Below are 25,157 nucleotides of genomic sequence, written 5' to 3' on the forward strand. Positions count from 1 at the left end.
ACCAGCACCGGGTAGCGCTTGAGCGCCTTCACTGTGCGTCCTCCGATCGGGTCTGGAACCGCAGGCCGACCGTGGTCAGCGCCAGGATGATCAGGGTGAGGACCGTCGCGATCGCCGAGCCGTAGCCGACGTCGGTCTTCTCGAAGAAGGTCGAGAAGGAGAAGTAGGACGGCACGATGGTGGCGTCGGCCGGCCCGCCCTTGGTGAGGACGTAGACCGCGCCGAAGACCTTCAGGGCCGCGATGGTGCACCACAGCATCACCACGTAGATCTCGGGGCGGATCTGGGGCAGCGTCACGTGCCAGAAACGCTGCCACCAGTTCGTCCCGTCCAGCTCGGCCGCCTCGTAGAGCGAGGGATCGACCCGCTGGAGTCCCGCCATGAAGATCACGACGGGGAAGCCCAGCTGCACCCAGACCATGACGGCCATCACGCTGTACAGCGCGAACTTCGGGTCACCCAGCCAGTCCTGCTGGAGCGAACCCAGGCCGACCGCCTTCAGCAGCTCGTTGAGCGAGCCGTTCTCGGGGGCGAGGATCCAGCTCCAGACGATGCCCGCAACGGTGATGGGCAGGACCTGGGGGAGGTAGAAGCAGGCACGCAGCACGCTGGCCAGCTTCGAACCGAAGTGCTTGCCGATGAAGTCGAACAGCGCCGCGGCCACCACGAGGCCGACGGCGGTGGGGATCACCGCCATCGCCAGGACCATGGCGACGCTGTGCCGGAAGGACTCCCAGAACCGCGAGTCCTTCATCAGCTCCTGGTAGTTCTCCAGCCCGGCCCAGGTGGGCGAGCCGACGCCCTGCCAGTGCGTGAGGCTGAAGTAGATGTTCATCCCGAACGGCACGATGACGACGGCCGTGAAGGCGATGACACCCGGGATCAGGTACAGCGCGTAGGGATTGCGCAGCCGGAGGGGTCGGGCGCTCATGACGTGGGCGCACCCGCGTCATAGGCCTTCTGCAGCTCGTCGAGGACGGCGTCCGGGCTCGCGCTGCCGGTGATCAGCTTCTGGGTGGCCGAGACCAGCACGTCGTAGAAGCCGGGGACCGGCCAGTCCGGGTAGAAGGCGAGACCGTCCTGGGACGAGACCTTGTTGAAGTTCTCGATCAGCTCCTTGGAGCTGGGGTCGGTGATCGCCGAGGGCTCGGCCGCGACGGGCACGCCGCCGTTGTTGCCGAGGGTGTTCTGGATCTCCTTCTTCATCGTGATGTTGATGAAGTCGTAGGCCAGCTGCTTGTTCTTGGCGTTCTTCGGGACGACCCAGAGGTTGCCGCCGGAGCCGAGGGTCATCTTCGACTCGGGGAAGAGGAACGAGCCCCACTGGAACTTGTTCTCGTCACGGAAGCGGCCGTACCACCAGCTGCCCGAGAAGAAGATCGGGGACTTGGCGCCGATGAAGGAGACGCCGGCGTCCTCGGCCTTGGCGCCGCTGCTGGTCTTGGCGATGTAGCCCTTCTTCACCCAGTCCGAGAGGGTGTTCGCGGCGTACGTCCAGGCGGCGTCGTGGAAGTCCGCCTTGCCCTTGTACAGCTCGAAGGAGTCGACCCAGCTGCGGTCGGCCTTGGTCAGGGCCAGCTGGTACAGGTACTGGTGGGCCGGGTACTCGGCGCCGCCGTTGGCGAGCGGGGTGATGCCCTTGGCCTTGAAGGCGGCGAGGGCCTGCTCGAACTCGGCGAAGGTGGTCGGGACCTTCACGCCGTTCTTCGCGAAGAGGTCCTTGTTGTAGTACACCATCGTGTACTCGCCGAAGTTCGGGACGCCGTACCAGTTGCCGGAGCCCATGACGCCCTTGGCGTCGTAGCGGCTGGTGGTCGTGACGCTGGGGCTGAGCAACTTGTCCCAGCCGTACTTGGTGACCTGCGGGGTGAGGTCGGTGAGCAGCCCCTGCTTGGCCAGCAGGCCGGCGGTGGCGTTGCCCTTGTTGTACTCCATGAGGTCGGGGGCGTTGCTGGAGTTCAGCACCATCGACGCGGTCTTCTGGATCTGCTCGAAGCCCTTGGCCTCGAACTCGACCTTGACGCCGGGGTGCGTCTTCTTGAACTCCTCTATCGCCTGGTTCCAGGCGATGCCCATGGCGCTGTTCGGGGCTTCGTAGTGCCAGAGCTTCAGCGTCTTGCCGTCGCCCTCCGCACCGCCGTCCGAGCTTCCGCACGAAGTGATGAGCATGGCGCCCGCAAGGGCAGCTGCTGCGAGAGCCAGCGGTCTGCGCACCTTCAACATTGAAGTGACCTCCACCTGGGCCGAACGAGTGAGGCGCCCATCGAATGGTTTCGATGCGACGCGTCGAAGCGCTTCGACGCAGGACCGTATGCAGCGGGCGCAGATATGTCAATGGTGTTAACAAATTGCCGACCAGCGATTTTTGAAGTGTTACCGACGCTCAACGAGTGCGTGACATGCGACGGATGCCCGGAGTGACCGGGTGCGGACGCAGCGGCGTCGCTCACGGGACGGAAGCGCTTGACATCGAAGCGGATTCACCGCTTCCGAATTCCGGCGGGATGCTCCTTTGGGCACCGTTGAACCCTCACACCCCTTCCGTCACATTTGCCACACCAGCCTCTACGGGCGCACGGTCAGGGGTGCGGGAGGGGTTGCTGCGCGACGTCAACCCCCGCACGCGGACTTGCAGTTGGGCCGCCGCTGACGCAACGGAACCTTCGCGGCACGCACGGTTGACAGGGCGTCACAGCAGAGCAAAAGATACCAATATGCACTTTTTGCCGGATCCCTTTGACGGGCGGCACAAAACATGCCTACCGTGCATATAGGGACGTCTTCAACTACAGACCTCTGTTCCGGCGTTCCACATCCGTGAGGTGCGTTCCGCGCCCGGTCGTCCGCACCCCAACCCGCCGGGATCACGTACGTTCCCGCGCGGGAGGTGGTCGACGCCGCGCGGACCGAGACCCGAAGTCCACATCCCCGAAGGGGGAGTCATGCGAAGGCTTACCATCCGCAGGATCGCCGCCGCTGTCGTGGTGGCGCCCCTGCTCGCATTCGCCGGAGCCACCGCGGCCAGCGCGGCGACGCCACAGACAGCACCCGCGACCGCGCAGTCCGTCGTCGACCACGGCGGCGGCTGGGGCGGCGGGCACGGCGGTCACGGCGGCCACGGCGGCTGGGGCTGGGGCAACGGCTACGGTTACGGCGGCTACGGCTGGGGCGGTTACGGCGGCTACGGAGGTTACGGCGGCTACTACGGCTACTACCCCGGCTTCTACGGCTTCTACGGAGGCTTCTAGTGCTGACGCCTCGGCGCCGGCACCGGTGACGTGCCGGCCCGCCCGATGACGTCCCCACCGCGACCGTCACCGCCCGGTCCCCCCGGGCCCGGACGGTGACGGCCCACGGTGAGGAGGTCGGGCAGGGCGCCTGCAGCGGCCCTTCCGCGGCGGTGACGGCACCACACCGAGCCCGACAGAAACACACAGCGGCCCCCGTGAAGCGGGGGCCGCGGGCGTGTCCCGCACCGGGGACGGTGCGGGACACGCCCGCGGTGCCGTCACGCGACCCGGGGGCCGCTCAGTCCCACAGTTCGCGGACGGGGTCGTGCGGCCAGGACGGCTCGGTGTCGGGGTAGGTGATCGTGAGCTTGGTGAAGTGCCGCAGGTGCGGGTCGCCGGGCCAGGGCTTGCTCTCGGAGAGCCTGACCTTGACCGGGAAGGTGTGGAAGTGTCCCGCCGCGCAGTACGGATCGCAGTCGTTGACCTCCTCGTAACCGGTCCCCTCGGCCGAGTCGCTTCCCCAGTGGGACCAGTACAGACCGCCCAGCCGGTCGTTCCCGTCCCCGCAGGCCAGCAGGAAGTCGGGGGGCATGACGAGTCCCCGGCCGAAACAGGTGACCAGGACCGTGGCGTAGGTGGGGGCGGTCGCGCCGGAGGCGGCCCCGGCCGCCGGGGCACCGACGCCCGCCGAGGCGGGGGCGGCCGCGACGACGGTCGCGAGGGCGGCGGAGGCGACGGTCAGGGCGAGGTTGCGGAGGAGTGGCATCGCGGTCTGCCTTCCTGGCCGCTGCCGGGGTGGTGGCGGTCGTGGACGAGGTGCGGTCCGGAGTGCCGCTGCGACGGTCGCGGGAGCGGGGGCAGGACGCTCGGCGTCCCGGCGGGGGCCGCCGAGCGGCGGAGAGACGGAGGGGCGGAGCGGAGGGGCGGGAGCGGAGGGGCGGCAGGCTTCCTCGGGCGGAACGGCCGTACGGCCTCGAAGTCACGTTCCTCCAGGAGGGTGAGGCGCGCAACCCGGCGGGGCGTGCGTTCGGGCCCGGCCGGCACGCTCGGTGACGGCACGGACGCGGGGGGAATCAATCAGATTTACCGGGCGGTGCGGAACAAATCCGACACTTACCCCGGTTGAAGCCCCCATCAGGGAGTTCCCCGTTCCACCGAGGTGATGCAGCAGTGGGCACCGACATGAGCAGTCCGACCACGGAGACGTTCAAGCGCGCCGTGCTCTTCTTCAACCGGCAGCGCTACGCCGCCGCGGCCCGGACGCTCGCGTCCATCGTGGACGTGGCGCCCCGCAACATGGCGGTGCGCATGCTGCTGGCCAGGTCGTACTACTTCTCCGCGCAGCTCTCGCGGGCGGAGGCGGAACTGCGTGACCTGCTGCGTGCCGAGCCGCAGGACGCGCACGCGCACCTCCTCCTCGGCCGCACCCTCGAGCGTCAGGGGCGGCTCGCCGAAGCCGCCCCCCACCTGCGGCTCGCCGACGCGATGACGGCCTGGGACCTCGTCGTCGTCTGACCATCCCGGCCCGGGAAGGCCGCGCGGCGCCCCGCCCGCGGGCCACTCCCCCGGCCCATCCCCGGTTGTCCGGACCGTACCGCCTCCGCAGGCTGCTCACGTGGGGGCCAACGACCGACCACGGTTCGGAGACCGCAATGACCTGTCCGCACGTCCGGTCCATAACGCGACGCAAGGCGCGCTACGCCGTCGCAGTCCTCCTCGCTGCCGCCGCGAGCCTCACCGCCTGCGGTGAGAGGACGACGAGCGCCATGCGCGTCGACAACGCGGTGCCCGCCGACACGCCCGCACCGAAGGTGCCCTGCGGCAACCCGCCCGTGCGGCTGGACCCGCAGGCCCAGGACTTCCTCGACCAGCTGGCGGCAGCGGACGGCCCGCCGCTGTACACGCTCTCGCCCACGGGCGCCCGCCAGGTCCTGGACAAGCTGCAGGCGGGACCGGTGGACATGCTCCCGGCGCAGGTCAGCGAGCGGACCGTGCCCGGCGGACCGACCGGCCCGGTGTCGGTGCACGTCGTACGGCCCGAAGGCGCCAAGGGGGACCTGCCCGGGATCGTCTACATCCACGGCGGCGGCTGGGTGCTGGGCAACTTCAAGACCCACGAGCGCCTGGTGCGCGAGATCGCCAACGGCGCGCAGGCAGCGGTGGTCTTCGTCGACTACACGCCCTCGCCCGAGGCCCGGTTCCCCGTGGCGATCGAGCAGGCGTACGCCGTGGCCAAGTGGGTCGCCGGCAACGGCGGACAGATCGGCGTGGACCCCTCTCGCCTGGCCGTGGCCGGCGACTCGGTGGGCGGCGACATGACGGCCGCCGTGACGATGATGGCCAAGCAGCGCGGCGGACCCGACTTCCGGCACCAGGTGATGATGTACCCGGTCACCGACGCGAACTTCGACACCGACTCGTACAACCGCTTCGCGGAGAACTGCTGGCTGGCCAAGCCCGCGATGAAGTGGTTTTGGGACGCCTACGCCCCGCAGTCCAAGGACCGGCAGAACCCGCTGGCCGCCCCGCTGCGCGCCACGGTCGACGAGGTGCGCGGGCTCCCGCCGGCGCTGGTGATCACGGATTCGGACGTGCTCTACGACGAGGGCACCGCGTACGCGGAGAAGCTCCGGGAGGCCGGTGTGTCCGTCCGGTTGACGCACTACCCCGAGATCACGCACGACTTCATGATGCTCAACGCCCTCCGCGACACGGAGTCCAACAAGAGGGCGGTGGCCGAGGTCACCACGGCGCTCCGCGAAGCACTGCACGGGGCGGATTCCGGCCCTGCCAAGTGAGCCCCTGGCGCACCGGGCAAAAGGGGCGGCGGGTTCACCCGGCCGCCCCTCCTTGTTCACGACTCCCCGGCGGGAAAGTTTCCCTTGGTAACAGATTTCTGTTATCGTTGATTCATGGATGAGAGGGCGACCACCAGAGAGCGGATCATGTCCGCCGCCGCCACCCTGCTCGCCGAGGGCGGCCGCGACGCGGTGTCGACCCGGTCGGTCAGCAAGGCGGCGGCCGTCCAGCCGCCGACCATCTACCGGCAGTTCGGCGACATGCAGGGCCTGCTCGACGCCGTCGCGGCGGAGGGCTTCGCCGACTACCTGCACCGCAAGACCGACCGGACGCGGGCCGCGGATCCGGTCGAGGACCTGCGCTGGGGCTGGGATCTGCACATCGAGTTCGGCGTGGCCAACCCGGAGATATACCAGCTGATGTTCGGTCAGCCCAAGCCCGGGGTCGAACCGGCGGCCGTCACGGAGTCCTTCAACGTGCTCCGCGGCCTGGTGACCCGGGTCGCGGAGGCCGGCCGGCTGAGCGTGGACGTGGAACGCGCCATGCTGATGATCCACGCGGCGGGCTGCGGGGTCGTCCTGACGCTGATCGCCACGCTGCCGGAGGCCCGCGACCCGGAGCTGTCACCGCGGACGCGAGAGGCCGTACTCGCCGCCATCACGACCGCGGAGCCCGAGGAGGCCACCGCGGAGGAGCGCCGGACGATCACCCGTACCGTCGCCTTCAAGGCCGTGCTCCCCGAGATCGGGGAGATCCTCACGCCTGGTGAACGCATCCTGCTGAACGAGTTGCTGGACCGCATCACGCACTCCGCCTGAGGGCCCTTCGGTGTGCGCGGCCACGGCCCCGCACACCGGAAACGCCCGGTGGGGAACCGTCGTACGACGGTTCCCCACCGGGCGTTTCCGCGTTCCGGCGTCCCGGCACCTGCCGGTCAGCCGGTGATCTTCATCAGGGCGATCCCGTCACCCTCGACCGTGAAGGCGAAGTCCGACGGGCCGTTGAACCCGTTGCCCCCGACCTGGGCGGACACGATCACCTGGCCGGCGCGCCGGGTCACCCCGGTGACCTTCAGCGAGACCTTGACCCCGATGAACTCCCGGTGGCTCCACCCCTCGACGGCCTCGCGGCCCTCGAAGCGGCGGCCCCAGTCGTCCACCGCGCCGTGCTCGGTGAACTGGTCCAGGAACGCCTCGGTGTCATGGGCGTTCGCCGCCGCGATGGCGCGGCGGACCGGCTCGGGAAGTTCGGGAAACTCGGAAGTGGTCATGGCGGTTCTCCTTGTCGGTTTCGGGCGGCGCACCGGGCCCCGAAGGGACCGGTGCGCGCGGGCCGGAGGCCGGTGGCCGTGGCCGATGATGGTGATGTGCCGGGTGGTGGGCGGGACGGACCGGGCGGCCGGGGGTCAGCCTGCCTCCGCCGCCGTCAGACTCCCGCGCGTGGGCTGAGCAGGTCTTCCAGACCGATCCGGTGGTAGAAGTCCTCACGGATCCGGTCGGCGACCACGGAGACGGCCTCCGAGCCGTCGTCGGCGGGGTCGATGTGGGTGCGGAAGGGCCGCTCGCCCGCGGGCATCCCGACGACGCGGACGATCTCACGCGCCACCTCCGCGACGTCGGCGTCCTCGGGGGTGATGGCCGCCAGGGCCCGGCCCACCTGCTCGGTCAGGCCCGCGTAGCGGGTCTCGTAGGCCGCGACGGTGTCGGTGTCGGCGGGGTGGCCCGCGTTGACGAAGTGGTTCGTGCCGGAGGTGAAGGCACCGGGGACGACGATGGAGGTGTCGATGCCGAAGCGGGCGACCTCGGCGGCGTAGCTGACGGCAACCGCGTCCATGGCCGCCTTCGCGGCGAAGTAGGGGGCGAGGTAGGGCGGGGTGCCGCCGCGGGTGCTGCTGGAACCGACCCAGAGCAGCAGACCGTGTCCCTGGGCCCGCAGGTGGGGCAGGGCGGCGCGGTTCACCCGCTGGGTGCCCAGCACATTGGTGTCGTAGACGGCGGCCATCTCCTCCGGGGTGAAGGCCTCGGTGGGGCCGAGCACCATGTGGCCCGCGTTGTGGACCAGGACGTCCAGCCGGCCGGCCTCCCGCAGGACGGTGGCGACGGCGCGGTCCGCGCTGTCCTGCGACAGCACGTCGAGTTCGACGACCCTCAGGTCGATGCCCTCGCGAGCGGCCCGGTCCCGTACCTCAGCGGCGCGTTCGGCGTTGCGGCCGGATATGTCACGCATGCTCGCGTAGACGGTGTGACCCGCGGCGGCGAGTGCGTGGGCGGCCAGGGCGCCGAATCCGGAGCTCGCACCGGTGACCAGGACGACGGAAGACACGGGGGACATGACGGAACTCCTTGCACTGCGGGGGCCAGGCCGGCGCGTGGCGTCCGGATCCGGATGGGATGGGTGGCGCGAGGTACGGGATCTGCCCGGGGCAGGGTGATGCCGGACTCGAGGTACGGAGTGGGTGCGGTAGAGAGGAGCCGAGGGGCCCGGGCGCCGGGGTCCGGCAGGCGGGCCCGCGGCCCGGTGCCCGGAGGGGCCGCGCGAGGGGCGCGGCACGTGGGTCAGGCCACTCCGCCGTTGGCGAAGATCGTCTGGCCGTTGATCCAGCGACCGGGGCCGGCCAGGAAGGAGACGACCGCGGAGATGTCCTCCGGGGACCCGAGGCGCTCGAGGGGGTTCATCTTCGCGAACCGCTCGATCGTCTCCTCGTCCTTGCCGTTGAGGAACAGGTCGGTGGCGACGGGGCCGGGCGCGACGGCGTTCACGGTGATGTCGCGGCCCCGCAGCTCCCGCGCCAGGATCAGGCTGATGGCCTCGACCGCGCCCTTCGACGCGGCGTACGCGGCGTAGGTGGGCGTGGCGATCCGGGTCTGGGACGAGGACACGTTGATCACGGCACCGCCGTTGCGGAGCCTGCGGGCGGCCTGTTGGTTGACCACGAAGGTGCCGCGGATGTTGGTGCGGTGCATGCGGTCCAGGGCGTCGAGGTCGAAGTCCGCCACGGTGTTCAGGATCATCAGGCCGGCCGAGTTGACCACCACGTCCACGCCGCCGAACTCCTGCTCCGCGGTGTCGAAGAGCACCTCGACCGCCTTCTCGTCGGCGACGTCGGCCCGCACCGCTATCGCGGAACCGCCGCCCGCGGCGATCTGCGCGACGGTCGCGTCGGCGTCGGCCTGGTTGCCTGCGTAGACCACGACGACCGCCTGGCCGTCGGCGGCGAGGCGCAGCGCGACCTCGCGGCCGATGCCGCGGGAACCGCCCGTGACGATCGCGACGCGGCGGGCGGTGTTGGTGGTCTCGGTCATGGCGGTCTCCTCATGCGAGGGGGGCGACTCCTTCCGTCGCCCCGCTTCCGCCGATAACAGTGCCACGTTATCGACGGAAACGCAAGCACCGATAACGCTGGCTTGTTATCACCGTTCACTTGCGGGTCCGCGGCGTGCACCGCCTCCCGCACGCGCCCGGGCCGCCACCCCTCGTGCGGGGGTGGCGGCCCGGGAATCGACGGCCGTCACGCGCGGAGCGTTCGGGCCGGGCGGAGGTCAGCGGAAGCGACCGCCGAAGAAGAAGGGGTCGAAGAGGTACGGCCCGAACAGGTACGAGCCGAAGAAGCCGCGGTCGAAGCGGTAGGAGTCACGGTGGTGACCGCGACCGCCGTGACCGCGGTCGTACCCGCCGCGACCGTGGTCGCCCGTGACGTGGGTTCCCTTGGCGCTCGCGAGGTCCGGGGTGGCGGCGCCGGCAGCAGTGGCACCACCCAACAGAACGACAGAGGCCACACCGACAGCGGCCACAAAACGGGAAACGCGCATACTGACTCTCCTGTCTCGGCGGGCACCGTGGCGGTGACCGCAGGGTTCCGACAAGGAAGAGCCTGCGTCGAGGACATCCACGCCGCACCACGGAATCCCGTCACGCTCCGTCACACGACGACGCGTCAGCTACGGCGAACGGTGGACTCCGAACCCGGCCCAGGACGGCGAAGGCCTGAGATCACGGGTCCGACGGGGCCTCAACCGTGCGACCACGGACCGTAATCACGAACCGTCACGTCCGGGCCTCCCGATGGGTGAATCCTCGTCACCGACCGCGCCCGGCTTCGACCCGGCACGGCCCCGGGACATCGCGCGGGCGGCACGTCCCGGGCCGTGGGGAACCGCTGCCGCCCTGGTCACGGCCTCGCACGCCGCCGCGACGTGGGGACTGCCCGAAGTCACCGTGTGGCGCAAGCCCGGCCCCTCTCGGGAAGACGAAGGGCCCCGGCCCGCCCGAGCGGCGGGCACGGGGCCCCGACGGCACGCCGAGCGGCGTGCCGGACGGAACGTCAGGTGACCGCCGACACGGCGTCAGCAGTCCTTCTCACGCAGCGAGTGCAGGTACGCGCTCGACCTGCGGGCGAAGGTGAGGGAGTCCGGCGGCGTGTCGTGCTCGGTCTGCCAGTGGTGGTCGAGCCGGCCGCCGTGCGTGCGCGTCACGGCCGAGATGAACCGCTGGTAGTCGATGTCGCCGTCCCCGACGTCGACCATGCGGTAGCCGTCGGGGTTGGTCTCGTCGTGCTCACCGTCCTTGACGTGGAACAGGGGATAGCGGTCGGGCTGCTTCAGGACGTAGCGCAGCGGGTCGAAGGGCGCCGGGGTGCCGTCCGCCCGCTGGGAGAAGCGGAACTGGCCGGCGTAGGCCCAGTAGATGTCCATCTCCAGGTAGACCAGGTCGGGGTCGGTCTCCGCGAGGAGGACGTCGTACAGCCGCACGTTCGGACGGTCGGTCGCGAAGGAGAACTCCTCCGCGTGGTTGTGCTGGTAGAACTTCATGCCCCGGGCCTTGGCCGCGGCGCCGTACTCGTTGAACTCCTCCGCGCAGCGCTTCCAGCCGTCGACGGTGCTCCCGTACCGCCACGGACCCGACGCGGTCCCGATGTGCTTCAGCCCGAGGGCCTGGGCGTCGTCGAGGACCTTCGTCAGGTTCTGGGCGAAGGTGTAGGCGCCCGGGTTGCCGTCGTCGTAGTAGCCGACGTGGCTTCCGATGGCGCGCAGCCCGTGGTCGCGGGCGAGCCGGCGCAGCTGGGCGAGGGTGATGGCGCCCGCGGAGCCCTGGGTGTAGCCGGCGTACTCGATCTCGTCGTAGCCGTACTTCTCGAGTTCGGCGAAGACGGGGGCGAAGCCGAGCGTGGAGACCTTGTCGCGCAGTGAGTACAGCTGGATGCCGAGGCGGCCGGGGGGCAGGACGGGGCGGCCGTGGCCCTTGCCGTGCGGCTTGTCGTGGGACTTGCCGTGGGCGGCGGCGGTGGGGGCGGTCGCCCCGAGCAGCGCGGCGGCGGTGGCCCCGGCGGCGACACCGAGCATGCCCCTTCTGCTGAGCTTGCGGCTGAGCTCCGGGTCGGGGGTGCTGTTACGACGCGTGCTGGTCACTGTGGATAACTCCTTGGCGTCGGTGACGTGTGGTTCAGTGGAGTCCTGCCAGGCGCAGGAGCAGGGACTTCACTTCGGTGGCCGCGACGCGGCCGCCGACGGCACGGGGGACGGAGCAGATGATGAGCGGACCTTCCTCGTCGCTCGCCGGGAGGCGGCCGTGGCTGCCGCGAATAGGCGAGGGATCGAGCGGCACGACCGCCATGCGGTAGCGCATGCCGAGCTTCTTGCGGGCCAGGGCCGTGGCGGCCTTGACCCGGACGTAGGGGTCCTCGGGGTCCATGAACAGTTCGACGGGGTCGTAACCGGGCTTGCGGTGGATCTCCACGAGCCGGGCGAAGTCGGGTGCCCTGTCGTCGTCGAGCCAGTAGTAGTACGTGAACCAGGCGTCCGGGTCCGCGACGGCGACGAGTTCGCCGGAGCGCGGATGGTCCAGGCCGTGGCGCTTCTTGCCCTCGTCGTCGAGGAGTTCGGCGACGCCGGGCAGGGCGGCGAGGATCTTGCGGGTGGCCTCGAGGTCCTCGGGCCGGCGCACGTACACGTGGGCGACCTGGTGGTCGGCGACCGCGAACGCACGGGAGGCCATCGGGTCGAGGTACTCCATGCCGTCCTGGGTGTGCACCTCCAGCAGGCCGGCGCGCCGCAGCTCGCGGTTGATGTCGACGGGCCGGCTGACCGGGGTGATGGCGTACTCGGAGAGCGCCACGACCGTACGGCCCTCCCGGTGTGCGTCGTCCAGGAGCGGCGCCAGTGCCTCGTCGAGGTCGGTGGCGGCACGGCGGGAGCGGGGGTCGTCGGGGCCGAAGCGCTGGAGGTCGTAGTCGAGGTGCGGGAGGTAGCAGAGGGCGAGGTCGGGTGTACGGGTGCGCAGGATGTGCCGGGTGGCGTCGACGATCCAGCGGCTGGAGACGATGTCGGCGCCCGGGCCCCAGAAACGGAAGAGGGGGAAGGTTCCGAGGAGGTCGGTGAGCTCGTCGTGGAGCTCGGGGGGCCGGGTGTAGCAGTCGGGTTCCTTGCGGCCGTCGGCGTAGTAGACGGGGCGCGGGGTGACCGTGACATCGGTGTCGGCGCCCATGGCGTACCACCAACAGATGTTGGCCACGGTGTAGCCCGGGTGCGCACGGCGGGCGGCGTCCCAGAGCTTGTCGCCGGCGACGAGACCGTTGTGCTGACGCCACAGCAGGACGTCGCCGAGGTCGCGGAAGTACCAGCCGTTGCCGACGATGCCGTGCCCGGCGGGCGGGGCGCCGGTGAGGAAGGTGGACTGGGCGGCGCAGGTCACCGCGGGCAGGACGGTGCCGAGCGGGGCCCGGGATCCGGTGTCGGCGAGCCGCTTCAGGCGCGGCATGTGCTCCAGGAGCCGCGGGGTGAGGCCGACGACGTCGAGGACGAGGAGGGGGGCCGGCCCGGCGGTGTCGGTCATGGCAGTTCCTTCAGGCCGAGGTCGTGGAGGAGGTCGCGGGCGAGGCCGAGTTCCGCGGCGATGCCGTCGGCGAGCTGCGCTCGGGTGCGCGGGCGCAGCGCGGCGGGGAGGGCCTGCCAGGTGTAGGTCTCGACCTCGAGGTGGTGGGTGAGCGGGGTCGGGCCGCCGACGAGACGGGCGAGGACGTCCTTCAGGACGGGAACGGTGGAGGTGAGCGGGGGCGCGGGCGGAGCGTGCAGCGGCACGTGGAAGTGGGCGCGCCAGGGGGCGCCGGTGGGAAGCGGCCCCTCGGTCAGCGCCTGGTGGAGGTCGTCGGTGCCGTGCAGGCCGTCGGCGGTGCGGGCGCGCGTCTGGTGGAGGAAGCGGGGTTCGGAGAAGGCGGCGAGCGCGTCGCGTACGTCCTGCAGGTGCGGGTGTTCGGCGTGCAGGGCGGCGGAGAGCTGGACCTTGGGAATGGCGATGCCCGCCGCGGTCAGCGCGTCCAGCGCGGTGGCGGGTTCCTCGAAGGAGGTGGCGAGGTGGCAGGTGTCGACGCACACGCCGATGCGTGGGTGGGCGATGGCGGTGAGGGGCGCGATCGCGTCCGCGGTGGTCTCGACGATGCAGCCGGGTTCGGGTTCCAGGGCGATCCTGATGGACTTGCCGGTGAGTTCGGCCAGTGCGTCGAGCCGTCCGGCAAGGGTGGTCAGGGCGGTCCTGGCGGTCCGCGCGGCGCGGTCGTCCCAGAGGGTGCGCCAGGCGAGCGGGAGGGTGGAGATCGACCCTTCGGTGACGTCGGCGGGGAGCAGGGCGGCGAGGAGGTCGGCGAGGCCGCTGGTGTAGGCGAGCCGTTCCGGTTCGGTCCAGTCCGGCCGGTAGACCCGGTACTTGACCTCGGCGGCGCCGAAGCCCTGGTAGGGGAAGCCGTTGAGGGTGACGACCTCCAGGCCGCGGCGGTCCAGTGCGGTGCGCAGGCCCCGCAACGCCGCCGGATCGGTGTGGAGGGCGTGGGCGGCGTCCTTGGCGAGCCACAGCCCGATGCCGAGGCGGTCCCGGCCGAGGCGTTTGCGGACCGGTTCGCAGTGGTCGCGGAGCTGGGAGAGGACTCCCTCGAGAGTCTCCGCGGGATGGACGTTGGTGCAGTAGGCCAGGTGGACGACCGAGCCGTCGGCGTGCCGGAAGCGCATGGGTGCCGCCTCCTCATTCCCCGCCGCGGAGGATGGAGTTGCCCTCGTGCAGGTCCCCCGGTGCGGGGACGTCGAGCTGCAGCTTTCCGCTGCTGCCGTAGAAGGCGACGGGGTTGCGCCACAGGACCTGGTCGACGTCGTCCGCGGTGAAGCCGGCGGCGAGCATCGCGTCGGCGGTCCTGCGGGTCTTGAGGGGGTCGCTCTTCCCCCAGTCGGCAGCGGAGTTGACCAGCATCTTCTCGGTGCCGTGGGCCTTGAGCACGGCGACCATGCGGTCCTCGTCCATCTTGGTGTCGGGGTAGATCGAGAAGCCGAGCCAGCAGCCGCTGTCGGCGGCTTCCTTGACCGTGGTCTCGTTCAGGTGGTCCAGCAGGACGCGCTCGGGGTCGAGCGCCGACTCGCGGACGACGTCGATGGTGCGGCGCATCCCGGCGAGCTTGTCGCGGTGCGGGGTGTGGACGAGGGCGGGCAGTCCGTGGTCGGCGGCGAGCTGGAGCTGGGTGGCGAGTGCGGTGTCCTCGGCGGGGGTCATCGAGTCGTAGCCGATCTCGCCGACCGCGACGACGGTGTCCTTGACGAGGAAGCGGGGCAGCTCGTCGAGGACGGGGAGGCAGCGCGGGTCGTTCGCCTCCTTGGGGTTCAGGGCGACGGTGCAGTGGTGGGCGATGCCGTACTGCGCGGCGCGGAAGGGTTCCCAGCCCAGGAGGGAGTCGAAGTAGTCGAAGAAGGACTCGGGGCAGGTGCGGGGCTGACCGAGCCAGAAGGAGGGTTCGACCAGGGCCCGGACACCGGCGGCGTACATGGCCTCGTAGTCGTCCGTGGTGCGGGAGGTCATGTGGATGTGGGGGTCGAAGATGCGCATCAGGACTCCTCCGTCCGGGACGTCAGGGCGAGCACGCGGTGGAGGTCCGCGGGGACGGGCCGGCCCGCGGCGGTGCGTTCCGCGGCGTAGTCGCCGAGCATGCGGGCCAGTTCGGCATCGCCGTGCGCCCGCTGTCCGAGCCGCGCGGCCGCGTCCACGGGCACACCGGTGAAGAGGCACTTGAGGAGGGCGTGCCGCCAGGTGTGCGCGTCGAGGTGCGCCGCGGCGTAGGGGCCGACGGCGGCGGCGACCAGCCGTGTGTCGTTGGTGCGCAGGGCGTCCTCGACGAGGGCGACCCCGTCGGCGGGGTCCGGCTCGAGGTGGGGCAGGGCGAGGAGGACGGCGCGGCGCTCGGCGGCGGTGCCCTGCCGGTACAGCCGGGTCAGGGTGTCGGCGTCGGCACGGGCCTCGCGCAGGAGCAGCACGCGGGCGGCGTCGGCGTGTTCCTGTCCGCAGTGGCGGCCGGCGGCGGCGAAGTGCCGTTCCCAGGCGGGAGGGGAGGAGGGTGCGGTGGGGGTGTCGTCGTCCGCGGCCGCGCCGGGGGCGGCTCCGGCTTCGGCGAGGGCCGCGTCGAGCCAGGCGCGGGCGGCGTCGCCCAGCAGGCCGTGGAGGCCCTCGCGGGTGGGTGTCGTCATGCCATGGCTCCGTTCGTGGGGGTGTGGGAGCGCAGGAAGTCGAGGGAGGTGCGGGCCAGTTCGGGTCCGGCGTGGGAGTGGCGGGGAAGTTCGACGACGGTCAGGCCCTGGTAGCCGGTCTCCGCCAGGGCCCGCAGGACGGGCGGGAAGTCGATCTCCCCGTCGCCGAAGGGGAGGTGTTCGTGGACGCCGCGGCGCATGTCCTCGATCTGGACGTGGCGCAGCCAGGGAGCGGCCTGCTTGACGCAGTCGGCGGGAGGCGCCGGCTCCAGGCACTGGCAGTGGCCGATGTCGAGGGTGAGTCCGAGGGATTCGGGGTCGCCGAGCAGGCCGCGCAGGTGGTGGAAGTCGTCCAGGCAGGCGAGGAGGTGACCGGGTTCGGGCTCGACGGCGAGCGGGACCCCCGCGGAGGAGGAGGCGTCCAGGACGGGTGCGAGGGCGCCTTGGAGCCGCTGCCAGGCGGTGGCGGGCGACGTGCCGGCGGGCGTGATCCCGCTGAAGCAGTGCACGGCGTGGGCGCCGAGGTCGGCGGCCACCTGGACGGCGCGTTCGAGGAGCCGGGTGCGGGCGCCCCGGGCGTCGGGGTCCGGGTCGAGGAGGGAGGGTCCGTGCTTGCGGCGCGGGTCGAGGACGTAGCGGGCGCCGGTCTCGACGGTGACCTCGAGGCCGAGCGCGGACAGCCGCTGCGCCAGGCGGCGGGTACGGGCGCCCAGGTCGGGAGCGAGGGGGTCGAGGTGCATGTGGTCGAGGGTGAGTCCGACGCCGTCGTAGCCGAGGTCGGCCAGGAGGGCGAGGGCGTCGTCGAGGCGGAGGTCGGTGAGGCCGTTGGTTCCGTAGCCGAGGCGCAGGCTCATGTGGGGCTCACCTTCCTGGCGACCCGGCGGGCGACGGGGCCGAGGGCGAGGACTGCCACCGCCGACGCCGGGGAGCCGGAGCGGGCCGCCAGGGCGGCCTGCAGCGGGATCATGGCGCGGATCCCGCCGCCGACCGCGCGCTGGGTGAGCGGTGGGGACGGGTTGAGGACCGCGTGGAGGAAGGGGGTGAGCGCGGTGCCCGCGTAGGCGGCGGAGGCCAGTGCCGTCATGGCGTGGGGCAGGGCCGCCGGACGCTCGGTGCCCGGGACCGGTCGCCCGCGTCGGCCACCGCCCGCCCCGTGACGGGCGGTGGGCGACGGCGGGCGTGCGGAGGCGCGCGCCCGGCGCAGCGTCCGGACGGCGTCGCCGGTGACGGCGGCGATCGCCGTGGTGGTGACCAGCGCGGCGAGCGGTGCCGTGCTGGAGCCGCCCTGTGTCTCGTTGCGGGAGACGATGGTGACCGCGTAGGTGTGCGCGCCGAGCAGGGCTGCGTGGGGCAGCGCGGCGGCGACCGCCCGGGGGCGGGTGGCCGTCGCGCCGAGCACGAGGTCGAGGGCGCGTGCCGTCGCCATGGCGGCCGGGCCCGCCGCCGTGTGCTTCAGGCGCAGGTCGTACGCCCAGACCGTCGCGGCGAGGGTCGTGGCGAGGGCGAGCGGGGCGCGGCCCGCGCGGGCGGCCAGCGACAAACCGGCCCCGGTGAGCGCCGCGGCGGCTGTCAGCGCGGCGGCCGGGCTGATCCGGCCCGACGGCAGGGGGCGGTGGGGGCGGTCGACGGCGTCCTCGTCGCGGTCGGCCCAGTCGTTGAGGGCCATGCCCGCGTGGTAGAGGCACAGCGAACTGCCGATGGCGAGGAAGGTGCCGCGACCGGGGCCCCGTCCGGTCGCGGCGGCGCCCGCGAGCGCGTCACCCGGGACGGTGAACAGCGCGGAGACGCGGAGGAGTTCGGCCCAGTCCCACAGCCTTGCGCCCGGCGCGGGCCGTTGCGCCCCGGCGGAGCCCACGGCGCCCACGGCGTCCCCCGTGCCGGCGGCACCGGCCGGGGCGGCGTCGGCGTGCGCCCCCGGAGCGGCCCCCTCCTCCGCCCCGGGCCGACGGGTGCCGCCCGCGCCGCCCGGCGGGGCGACGCAGTCCTGCGCCGTACCGCGCGGTGGGCGGCGCGTGGCGAAGGCGGTCAGGACTCCGAGAGCCGCCACGACGGCGAGGGCCCGCAGCCCACGTGCTCCCGGAACGCTCACCGGGACTCCCCCAGCCTGGCGGCGAGGTCGAGCAACTCGCCGTACTGCTCGGACAGCGCCGCGGGGGCGCCGGCGTCGGGGTCCTTGAAGTAGAAGCCCAGTTGCGGGAGGGGGCCGCTCAAACCCACCTCGTGGGCGCGGGCCGCGAAGCGGGCGAGGTCGATGACGAGCGGCGCGGCAAGGGCGGAGTCGCAGCCCTGCCAGGTGGTCTGCAGGACCATCCGGGTGCCGAGGAAGCCGTCGAAGGCGATGTGGTCCCAGGCCGTCTTCCAGTCGCCGAGGGCCGGGACGTCGTCGATGTGGACCTCGCCCTCGGGGGCGGCGCCGAGGGCGTCGGCGAGGACGCGTTCCTTGCCGGCGTTCTTCGCCGCGGCCGCCGCGGGGTCGGCCAGGACCGCCCCGTCGCCGCCGCCGAGCAGGTTGGTGCCGGACCAGGCCCGTACCGTCAGGGCGCGTTGCACGAACATCGGGGCGAGGACGGAGCGCAGCAGGGTCTGCCCCGTCTTGCCGTCCCGTCCCGCGTGGGGCAGGCCGCGGGCGGAGGCCGCCTCGGCGAGGGCCGGCGTCCTCATCCCGGTGGAGGGGGTGAAGTTCACGTAGGCGCATCCGGCCTCGACGGCCGCCGCCGCGTAGAGGGAGCTCGCGGGCATGCGGTCGCTGCCGGGCCCGGGGACGGGCTCGGTGGAGGCGACGTTGACGACCACGGTCCGGGCCAGGCCGTGGCGCCGGGTGAAGTCGGTGATGTCCGCCGCGAACGCGGCGATCAGTTCCGCGTCGCCGCGGGTGTCGCCGGGGAGCGGGCCGCCGGTACGGATCTCCCGGTCGGCGGCGGCGAGTTCGGCGCGGAGTGCGGTCGGCAGGCCGTGCGGCAGCACACCGCCCTCCGCGAGTTGTTCGGCCCGCTTGCCCAGCGGGCAGGCGGCCGTGTCGTGGCCGCCGAAGACCAGGGAGGGCAGCGGTGGGAGCCCGGCCGCCGCGAAGGGCGCGGTCTCGCTCACCATGCCCGTCGCCGGGTGGAGCCCTGCGGTGACCGCCGCGCATCCCGCGACGGCGGTGGTGGCGACGGAGCCGCGGGCTCCGATCAGCCACACCCCGGTGCGCGGGGGCGACTGGTTGTCCGATGCCGGTGCCGGGGCGGGCGGGTTCGTCACGGCTGCCTCCCTGGTGCGAGTGGTGGGGGGCGGCGGGCGGGGGCACGGCGTCTCCCCGCCCGCCGCCGGCTCGTGGGTGCCGGCAGGACCCGCCCTACGAGGAGGGCAGTTCCTTGATCTTGACGTTCCGGAAGGACACCTGGTCTGCGGCCCCGTGGTTCTGCAGGCCGATGTAGCCGTCCTTCAGACTGCGGACCGGGTCGGTGTTGGTGAAGTCGTTGATCTTCACTCCGTTGAGGAAGACCTGGAGCCGTTCACCCTGGACCTTGATCTCGTAGCTGTTCCACTGACCCGGCGGACGCAGCACCTGGTCGCGGGCCTTGAGGTTGGCCGACTTGAAGCTGTAGACGGAGCCGGTGGTCCGGTCGGGGGCGTCCGAGGCGTCGATCTGGATCTCGTAGCCCTTGTCGACCGCGGACCACGGGTCGTCGGAGGCCGGGAAGCCCACGAAGACACCGGAGTTGTCGTCGCCGTCCATCTTCCAGTCGAGCGTCAGCGAGTACGAACCGAACTGCTTGGCCTGGTACCACAGCAGGCCCATGCCGCCCTCGGTGCGCAGTTCACCGTCGACGACGTTGAACTTGCCGGGGCCCGCCTGCTTCCAGCCCTCCAGGGTGTGCCCGTTGAACAGGTCGCGGTAGCCCGTCTGCGGCTTGCAGTCGGCCTTGACCTGCCCGACGGCGTAGCGCAGTCCGCCCAGGAGGTGCTGGCGGAAGGCCGGCTCGGCGTAGGACTCCTTGGTGTGCCCGAGACCGGTGTAGAAGGAGCGGCCGGACTGGTAGGTCTGGCACCACGCGATGGGGTGGTCGCCCTTCATCGTGCCGCCCTGGTAGGTGGTCTCGTCCAGGGTGGCGAGGACGCGGGCCTGACCGCGCGGGTTGGTGCGGTAGTTGTACCACTCGTCGGTGCGCTCCCAGCCGGCCTCGTCGAGGTGCGCGGTGGCCGGGTGGTCGTGGTCCTCGGCGCGGACGGTGGCCTTCTGGATCTGCGGGTGCCCCTGGAAGTAGGCGCCGACGAGGCCGCCGTAGAAGGGCCAGTCGTACTCGGTGTCGGCTGCGGCGTGGACACCCATGTAGGCGCCCCCGCCCTTGACGTAGTTCTCGAACGCCGTCTGCTGCTCGGCGTTGAGGACGTCACCGGTGGTCGACAGGAAGACCACCGCGTCGTAGCGCGCCAGGTTGTTGCTGGTGAACTGGCGCGGTTCCTCGGTGGCGTCGACGGTGATGTTGGCGGTGGCGCCGAGTTCCTTCAGCGCGGCGATCCCGGTGGGGATGGCGTCGTGACGGAAGCCGGCGGTCCTGGAGAAGACCAGCACGCGCTTGGCGGCGCGGTCGGCCGGGACGTCGGAGAGCTCGAAGTCGTCCATGTCGTAGAGCGCTCCGGAGCCGCCCTTGAAGACCAGGAAGAGCTCGGTGGTCTTCTTCGGCACGGCGCGCAGCGGTACGTCGATCTCCTGGAAGGTCTCCCAGCTGCCGGTCACCGGAACGGGGGCGGAACCCAGGATCGGGCCGGTCGCCGAACCGGTGCGCACCTCGAGGAAGCCGCCCGCGCCGCCGGAGGAGACCCGTGCGGTCAGCCGGACGGAGCCGGTGAGGTTGTACGGCGTGAAGGAGATCCAGTCGCCGTTGTCGATGTTGCCGACCGTGCGGCCGCCGTGGGCCTCGGCCTTGTCGAAGAGGTCCACGCCGGACGAGGAGGTGAAGTGCTCGGCCTGCCGGTGGCGCGGCTGCAGCTGCGCCTGGTCGTGGCCGGCGAGCGCCTCCTGGCCGCCGCCCCCGCCGTCGGTGTACTCGGCGTCGATGACGCCGAAGATGTTGGCGTTGGGGTCGTGGCCGCCGTCGGCGGAGGTCTTGATGGTGCCGGAGCAGCCGTTGACGGACGTCACGGGGTGGCCGTGGCTGTCGTGGCCGAGGACGTAGGTGACCTTGACCTTGGAGCAGTCGACGGTGCCGTCCTCGGGATCGGTGACGGTCACCTTGAACGGGATCTCGTCGCCGAAGCTGAACAGCGCTCCCTCGGCGGGCAGGTCCAGGGTCACCTTGGGCGCGGTGTTGCCGACGACGACCTGGACGCTCGCGGTCGCGGTGCGCCCGGTCGGGTCCTTCACCGTGAGGGTCGCGGTGTAGGTGCCGTTCTTGCGGTAGGTGTGGGCGGGGTTCGCCGCGGCGGAGGTGCCGCCGTCACCGAAGTCCCAGCTGTAGGCGAGCGTGTCGCCGTCGGGGTCGGTGGTGCCGGCCGAGGAGAAGGTGACCTTCAGCGGTGCGACGCCCGAGGTCTTGTTGGCGGACGCCTCGGCGGTCGGGGAGCGGCCGTCGGTGGCGTTCTCGATCCGGTAGAGGGCGGAGTGCTCGTCGCCGCCGAACCAGGCGGTGCCGTAGTCCAGCACGTAGAGCGCGCCGTCCGGCCCGAACGCCATGTCCATGATCTGCGTGCCGGTCCAGGGGACGTCGTTGATCGACTGGACGGTGCCGTCCCCGCCCTGCTCGATGCGCTTGATCCAGCGGCGCCCGAACTCGCCGGCGAAGAAGTCGCCGTCGTAGGCCTCGGGGAACTTCACCGGGGAGTCCAGCTCGGGGTCGTACCGGTAGACCGGGCCGCCCATCGGGGACTCGGAGCCGGAGCCGAACTCGGGCACGGAGCCGCCGTCGTAGGGGAGCCACGCGGCCTGCGCGGGCGGCAGGTCGGTCAGGCCCGTGTTGTACGGCGAGTCGTTCTTCGGGGCGGCGCAGTCGAAGGTCGCGCCGGACTGCCCGGTGGCGAAGTCGTAGTCGACGTACGGGTCGTTGTCCCCGGTGCAGAACGGCCAGCCGAAGTTGCCGGCCTCCGTCACGCGGGCGAACTCGACCTGGCCGCCGGGGCCGCGCCCGGGGTCGGCCGCGCCGGCGTCGGGACCGTAGTCGCCGACGTAGGCGATGCCGGTCGCCTTGTCCACGCTGAAGCGGAACGGGTTGCGGAAGCCCATGGCGTAGATCTCGGGCCGGGTCTTCTCGGTGCCCGGGGCGAAGAGGTTGCCCTCGGGGATGGTGTACGACCCGTCGTCGGCGACCTTGATCCGCAGCAGCTTGCCGCGCAGGTCGTTGGTGTTGCCGGAGGTGCGGCGGGCGTCGTAGGCGGGGTTGCGGCCCGCACGGTCGTCGATGGGCGTGAAGCCGTCGGACGCGAAGGGGTTGGAGTCGTCGCCGGTCGACAGGTACAGGTTGCCCTGGGCGTCGAAGTCGATGTCACCGCCGACGTGGCAGCAGATGCCGCGGGTGGTGGAGACGTCGAGGACCTTCTTCTCGCTGCCGAGGTCGAGGGTCCAGTCGGCGTTCAGCGTGAAGCGCGAGAGGCGGTTGACACCGTCGAACTTGGCGAAGTCGGCCTCGGTGCCCTGGTCGGGGGCGTCGCCCGCGGGGGTGTCGAGCGGGGGCGCGTAGTAGAGGAAGATCGCCCGGTTCTCGTCGAAGTCCGGGTCGATGCCGACGCCCTGCAGGCCCTCCTCGTCGTGCGTGTAGACGGGGACGGTGCCGATGACGGTGGTGTCGCCGGCGGCGTCGGTCCTGCGCAGCTCGCCGTCCCGCGAGGTGTGCAGCACGCTGCGGTCGGGCAGGACCGCGAGCGACATGGGCTCGCCGGTCTCGGGCTCCCCCTTGGCGAGGGTGACCTGCTGGAACTCCTCCGCCGCCGCGGCCGCGGGCTCCGTGTCGAGAGGTCGGGCCGAGGCGCCTAAGGGGGCGGAGACGACGAGGGACGTGGCCGCGAGGAGGCCGCCGGTGAGGAGCGCGAGCCCCTGCCGGAATCGGGTCCTGGGTGCTCCGGGCCGTTTTCTGTGCACGTGTGTCCTCCGGGAAGGTCGTACGGGCGGATGCAGCTGCCGTGCGGAAGATCCGGGGACCGGCGTGCGCCGTCACGCTGGTCGGGGGTGCCACGTCAGGACCGGCCTCGTGTTTCAGGCCCGTGTCCTGTACACCTCAGGGACGGTAGCCGGGTTCGTCCGGGACCGAAAGCCCTTGTGCGGCAGATAAGTTGAACTTTCTCCAGGCTCAGGACAAAGAGGTGTCCGGACAGCCCGACAGGCCCGGCGGCGGTGAGCCGCCGGGCTGTGGACTGTCTGCTGTGACCTGCGGTGACGCCCTAGTCGTTGCCTCCGAACGCGGCGTCGAAGGAAGCCGCCGGCGGGTCGAAGTCGTACCGCTTCAGGAGGGAAAGCGCTTCCGGCGCACCGGCGAGGCGGTCCATCCCGGCGTCCTCCCACTCGACGGAGATCGGGCCGTCGTATCCGATCGACCGCAGCATCCGGAACACGTCCTCCCACGGCACGTCGCCGTGCCCGGCCGAGACGAAGTCCCAGCCGCGCCGCGGGTCGCCCCACGGCAGGTGGGAGCCCATGCGTCCGTTGCGGCCGTCGAGGCGCTTGCGGGCCTCCTTGCAGTCGACGTGGTAGATGCGGTCCTTGAAGTCCCACAGGAACCCGACGGGGTCGAGGTCCTGCCACACGAAGTGGCTCGGGTCGAAGTTCAGCCCGAAGGCCGGCCGGTGGCCGACGGCCTCCAGCGCGCGGTGGGTGGTCCAGTAGTCGTAGGCGATCTCGGCCGGGTGGACCTCGTGGGCGAAGCGGACCCCTTCGGCGTCGAAGACGTCGAGGACCGGGTTCCACCGCTCGGCGAAGTCCTCGAAGCCGCGCTCGATCATCCGCTCCGGGACCGGCGGGAACATGGCGACCAGGTGCCAGATCGACGATCCGGTGAAGCCGATGACGGTGCGCACCCCGAAGGCCGCCGCGGCGCGCGCGGTGTCGGCCAGCTCCCGCGCGGCGCGCTGCCGCACGCCCTCCGGCTCACCGTCGCCCCAGATGCGGGCGGGCAGGATCCCCTTGTGGCGCTCGTCGATCGGGTTGTCGCAGACGGCCTGGCCGACCAGGTGGTTGGAGACGGCCCAGCACTTCAGTCCGTACTTGTCGAGCAGTGCCCGCCGCCCGTCCAGGTACGCGGGGTCGGCGAGGGCCTTGTCGACCTCGAAGTGGTCGCCCCAGCAGGCGAGTTCGAGCCCGTCGTAACCGAAGTCACGGGCGAGCCGGCAGACCTCCTCCAGGGGCAGGTCGGCCCACTGGCCGGTGAAGAGGGTGAAGGGTCGTGGCACGGCGAGGACCTCCTCGATGCGGGCGTGGTCAGGACGGGACAGGAGTGTGGACGGGGGTGTAGACGGCGTTCTTCTCCGCACTCTCCTCCACCGCCGCCAGGACGCGCTGCACCTGCAGGCCGTCGGCGAAGGAGGGCGCCGGGGCGACCCCCTCCGCGATGCCGACGACGAGGTCGCGCGCCTGGTGGGTGAAGGTGTGCTCGTAGCCGAGCGCGTGGCCGGGCGGCCACCAGGCCTCCAGGTACGGATGGCCCGGCTCGGTGACCAGGATCCGCCGGAAGCCGGCCGATTCGGCGGGCTCGGTGTGGTCGTGGAACGACAGCTCGTTCAGCCGCTCCAGGTCGAAGGCGAGCGAGCCGCGCTCGCCGTTGATCTCCAGCCGCAGGGCGTTCTTGCGCCCCGACGCCATCCGGGTGGCCTCGAACGAGGCGAGCGCCCCCGAGGTGAGGCGCCCGGTGAACAGCGCCGCGTCGTCGACCGTCACGGGCCCCCGCCGTCCGCCCCCGGAACCCGACAGCCCCGACGAGGCGCCGTCCAGCTCGGGCCGGTCCCGCACGAAGGTCTCGGTGAGCGCCGAGACGCCCACCAGGAGCTCCCCCGCCAGGTACTGGGCCAGGTCGACGGCGTGCGCGCCGAGGTCCCCCAGCGCCCCCGAACCCGCGTACTCGCGCTTCAGCCGCCAGGTCAGCGGGAAGTCCGGGTCGACCAGCCAGTCCTGGAGGTAGGTCACCCGCACGTGGCGGATCGCGCCGACCCTCCCGTCCGCGATGAGCCGGCGGGCGTAGGCGACCGCCGGCACCCGCCGGTAGTTGAAGCCGACCATGGCCACCTGACCGCGGGCGGCGGCCCGTTCGGCCGCCGCCACCATGACCTCGGCCTCGGCGACCGAATTGGCCAGCGGCTTCTCGCACAGCACGTGCTTGCCCGCCTCGAGCGCCGCGACGGCGATCTCGGCGTGGCTGTCACCGGGGGTGCACACGTCCACCAGCTGGACGTCGTCCCGGTCCACCAGGGCCCGCCAGTCCGTCTCCGCGGCCGCCCAGCCGTGCCGGGCGGCCGCGGCCCGGACGGCCCCCTCGTCCCGGCCGCCGATCGCGGCCAGGACGGGCCTCATCGGCAGGTCGAACACGTGGCCCACGGTGCGCCACGCGTGGGAGTGGGTGGCGCCCATGAAGGCGTAGCCGACCATGCCGATGCCGAGCGCCGGCGAAGCGGCCCCTGCCTCACTGTCTTCGTTGCCGGCCATATCAGCCATGCCGTTGCTCCTCGTCGGTTGCTC

Annotated in this window: 22 protein-coding genes; 4 read left to right on the forward strand and 18 right to left on the reverse strand. The window is 71.8% G+C overall.

The genetic code is table 11. From position 1 onward, the window contains the following. Positions 1-28: 28 nt before the first annotated feature. Both ACZ7MY_RS26120 and ACZ7MY_RS26125 read right to left on the reverse strand, forming a co-directional pair. A complete protein-coding gene (locus tag ACZ7MY_RS26120; protein WP_499605287.1) occupies positions 29-931 on the reverse strand; it encodes a carbohydrate ABC transporter permease in 903 nt (300 codons plus the stop codon). After that, positions 928-2,223 (reverse strand): ABC transporter substrate-binding protein, encoded by a 1,296-nt coding sequence (locus ACZ7MY_RS26125; protein ID WP_499605289.1) that lies wholly within the window; start codon positions 2,221-2,223, stop codon positions 928-930. The genes ACZ7MY_RS26120 and ACZ7MY_RS26125 overlap by 4 nt, the downstream gene beginning before the upstream one ends. 719 nt (positions 2,224-2,942) lie before the next feature. On the opposite strand from ACZ7MY_RS26125, the gene ACZ7MY_RS26130 reads away from it, so the two are divergent. Then, complete coding sequence (locus ACZ7MY_RS26130; RefSeq protein WP_499605291.1) at positions 2,943-3,248, forward strand: hypothetical protein; 306 nt, start codon at positions 2,943-2,945, stop codon at positions 3,246-3,248. A gap of 280 nt (positions 3,249-3,528) precedes the next feature. On the opposite strand, the gene ACZ7MY_RS26135 is transcribed toward ACZ7MY_RS26130, so the two are convergent. Further along, on the reverse strand, positions 3,529-3,996 hold the full coding sequence (locus ACZ7MY_RS26135) for a hypothetical protein (RefSeq protein WP_499605293.1): 468 nt from the start codon (positions 3,994-3,996) through the stop codon (positions 3,529-3,531). Positions 3,997-4,412: 416 nt separating this feature from the next. Between ACZ7MY_RS26135 and ACZ7MY_RS26140 the strand changes: the two genes are divergently transcribed. The 3 genes from ACZ7MY_RS26140 (at position 4,413) to ACZ7MY_RS26150 (ending at position 6,847) form a co-directional block, all read left to right on the forward strand. Continuing rightward, entirely contained in the window at positions 4,413-4,745 is a 333-nt protein-coding gene (locus tag ACZ7MY_RS26140; protein ID WP_179279764.1) for a tetratricopeptide repeat protein, read from the forward strand. A gap of 251 nt (positions 4,746-4,996) precedes the next feature. Next, complete coding sequence (locus ACZ7MY_RS26145; protein WP_499605295.1) at positions 4,997-6,028, forward strand: alpha/beta hydrolase; 1,032 nt, start codon at positions 4,997-4,999, stop codon at positions 6,026-6,028. 114 nt (positions 6,029-6,142) lie between these two features. Next, on the forward strand, positions 6,143-6,847 hold the full coding sequence (locus ACZ7MY_RS26150; protein ID WP_499605297.1) for a TetR/AcrR family transcriptional regulator: 705 nt from the start codon (positions 6,143-6,145) through the stop codon (positions 6,845-6,847). 116 nt (positions 6,848-6,963) lie between these two features. Here ACZ7MY_RS26150 and ACZ7MY_RS26155 read toward each other — a convergent pair whose 3' ends face one another. The 15 genes from ACZ7MY_RS26155 to ACZ7MY_RS26225 all read right to left on the reverse strand — a co-directional run bounded on the left by ACZ7MY_RS26155 (position 6,964) and on the right by ACZ7MY_RS26225 (position 25,124). Continuing rightward, positions 6,964-7,299, reverse strand: a complete 336-nt coding sequence (locus ACZ7MY_RS26155) for a nuclear transport factor 2 family protein (protein WP_499605299.1) — start codon at positions 7,297-7,299, stop codon at positions 6,964-6,966. Positions 7,300-7,454: 155 nt separating this feature from the next. Continuing rightward, on the reverse strand, positions 7,455-8,360 hold the full coding sequence (locus ACZ7MY_RS26160; protein WP_499605301.1) for an SDR family NAD(P)-dependent oxidoreductase: 906 nt from the start codon (positions 8,358-8,360) through the stop codon (positions 7,455-7,457). Between the two features lie 224 nt (positions 8,361-8,584). Next, positions 8,585-9,331 (reverse strand): SDR family oxidoreductase, encoded by a 747-nt coding sequence (locus ACZ7MY_RS26165; protein WP_499605303.1) that lies wholly within the window; start codon positions 9,329-9,331, stop codon positions 8,585-8,587. A 237-nt stretch (positions 9,332-9,568) separates the two neighbouring features. Beyond that, the gene (locus tag ACZ7MY_RS26170; RefSeq protein ID WP_499605304.1) at positions 9,569-9,805 is read right to left on the reverse strand and encodes a hypothetical protein; all 237 of its coding nucleotides are present in this window, start codon (positions 9,803-9,805) and stop codon (positions 9,569-9,571) included. Between the two features lie 567 nt (positions 9,806-10,372). Further along, positions 10,373-11,368 (reverse strand): sugar phosphate isomerase/epimerase family protein, encoded by a 996-nt coding sequence (locus ACZ7MY_RS26175; RefSeq protein ID WP_499605602.1) that lies wholly within the window; start codon positions 11,366-11,368, stop codon positions 10,373-10,375. A gap of 100 nt (positions 11,369-11,468) precedes the next feature. Then, positions 11,469-12,857, reverse strand: coding sequence for an alkaline phosphatase family protein (locus tag ACZ7MY_RS26180; RefSeq protein WP_499605306.1), 1,389 nt, complete (start codon positions 12,855-12,857; stop codon positions 11,469-11,471). Continuing rightward, positions 12,854-14,023 (reverse strand): metabolite traffic protein EboE, encoded by a 1,170-nt coding sequence (gene eboE / locus ACZ7MY_RS26185; RefSeq protein ID WP_499605308.1) that lies wholly within the window; start codon positions 14,021-14,023, stop codon positions 12,854-12,856. Before eboE ends, ACZ7MY_RS26180 begins: the two co-directional genes overlap by 4 nt. 13 nt (positions 14,024-14,036) lie before the next feature. Then, entirely contained in the window at positions 14,037-14,885 is an 849-nt protein-coding gene (locus tag ACZ7MY_RS26190) for a TatD family hydrolase (protein WP_499605310.1), read from the reverse strand. Then, positions 14,885-15,520, reverse strand: coding sequence for an EboA domain-containing protein (locus ACZ7MY_RS26195; RefSeq protein WP_499605312.1), 636 nt, complete (start codon positions 15,518-15,520; stop codon positions 14,885-14,887). The genes ACZ7MY_RS26190 and ACZ7MY_RS26195 overlap by 1 nt, the downstream gene beginning before the upstream one ends. Further along, entirely contained in the window at positions 15,517-16,374 is an 858-nt protein-coding gene (locus ACZ7MY_RS26200; protein ID WP_499605313.1) for a sugar phosphate isomerase/epimerase family protein, read from the reverse strand. The genes ACZ7MY_RS26195 and ACZ7MY_RS26200 overlap by 4 nt, the downstream gene beginning before the upstream one ends. Continuing rightward, positions 16,371-17,609: an SCO3242 family prenyltransferase gene (locus ACZ7MY_RS26205; protein ID WP_499605315.1), complete on the reverse strand. Its 1,239-nt coding sequence runs from the start codon at positions 17,607-17,609 to the stop codon at positions 16,371-16,373. Before ACZ7MY_RS26205 ends, ACZ7MY_RS26200 begins: the two co-directional genes overlap by 4 nt. Further along, complete coding sequence (locus ACZ7MY_RS26210; protein ID WP_499605317.1) at positions 17,606-18,760, reverse strand: inositol-3-phosphate synthase; 1,155 nt, start codon at positions 18,758-18,760, stop codon at positions 17,606-17,608. Before ACZ7MY_RS26210 ends, ACZ7MY_RS26205 begins: the two co-directional genes overlap by 4 nt. 94 nt (positions 18,761-18,854) lie before the next feature. Further along, positions 18,855-22,574, reverse strand: a complete 3,720-nt coding sequence (locus tag ACZ7MY_RS26215; protein WP_499605319.1) for a ThuA domain-containing protein — start codon at positions 22,572-22,574, stop codon at positions 18,855-18,857. Positions 22,575-22,873: 299 nt separating this feature from the next. Then, positions 22,874-23,878 (reverse strand): sugar phosphate isomerase/epimerase family protein, encoded by a 1,005-nt coding sequence (locus tag ACZ7MY_RS26220; protein WP_499605321.1) that lies wholly within the window; start codon positions 23,876-23,878, stop codon positions 22,874-22,876. 28 nt (positions 23,879-23,906) lie between these two features. Further along, positions 23,907-25,124, reverse strand: coding sequence for a Gfo/Idh/MocA family protein (locus tag ACZ7MY_RS26225; RefSeq protein WP_499605604.1), 1,218 nt, complete (start codon positions 25,122-25,124; stop codon positions 23,907-23,909). Positions 25,125-25,157 lie beyond the last annotated feature (33 nt).

The organism is Streptomyces sp. NPDC111520 (assembly GCF_055635295.1).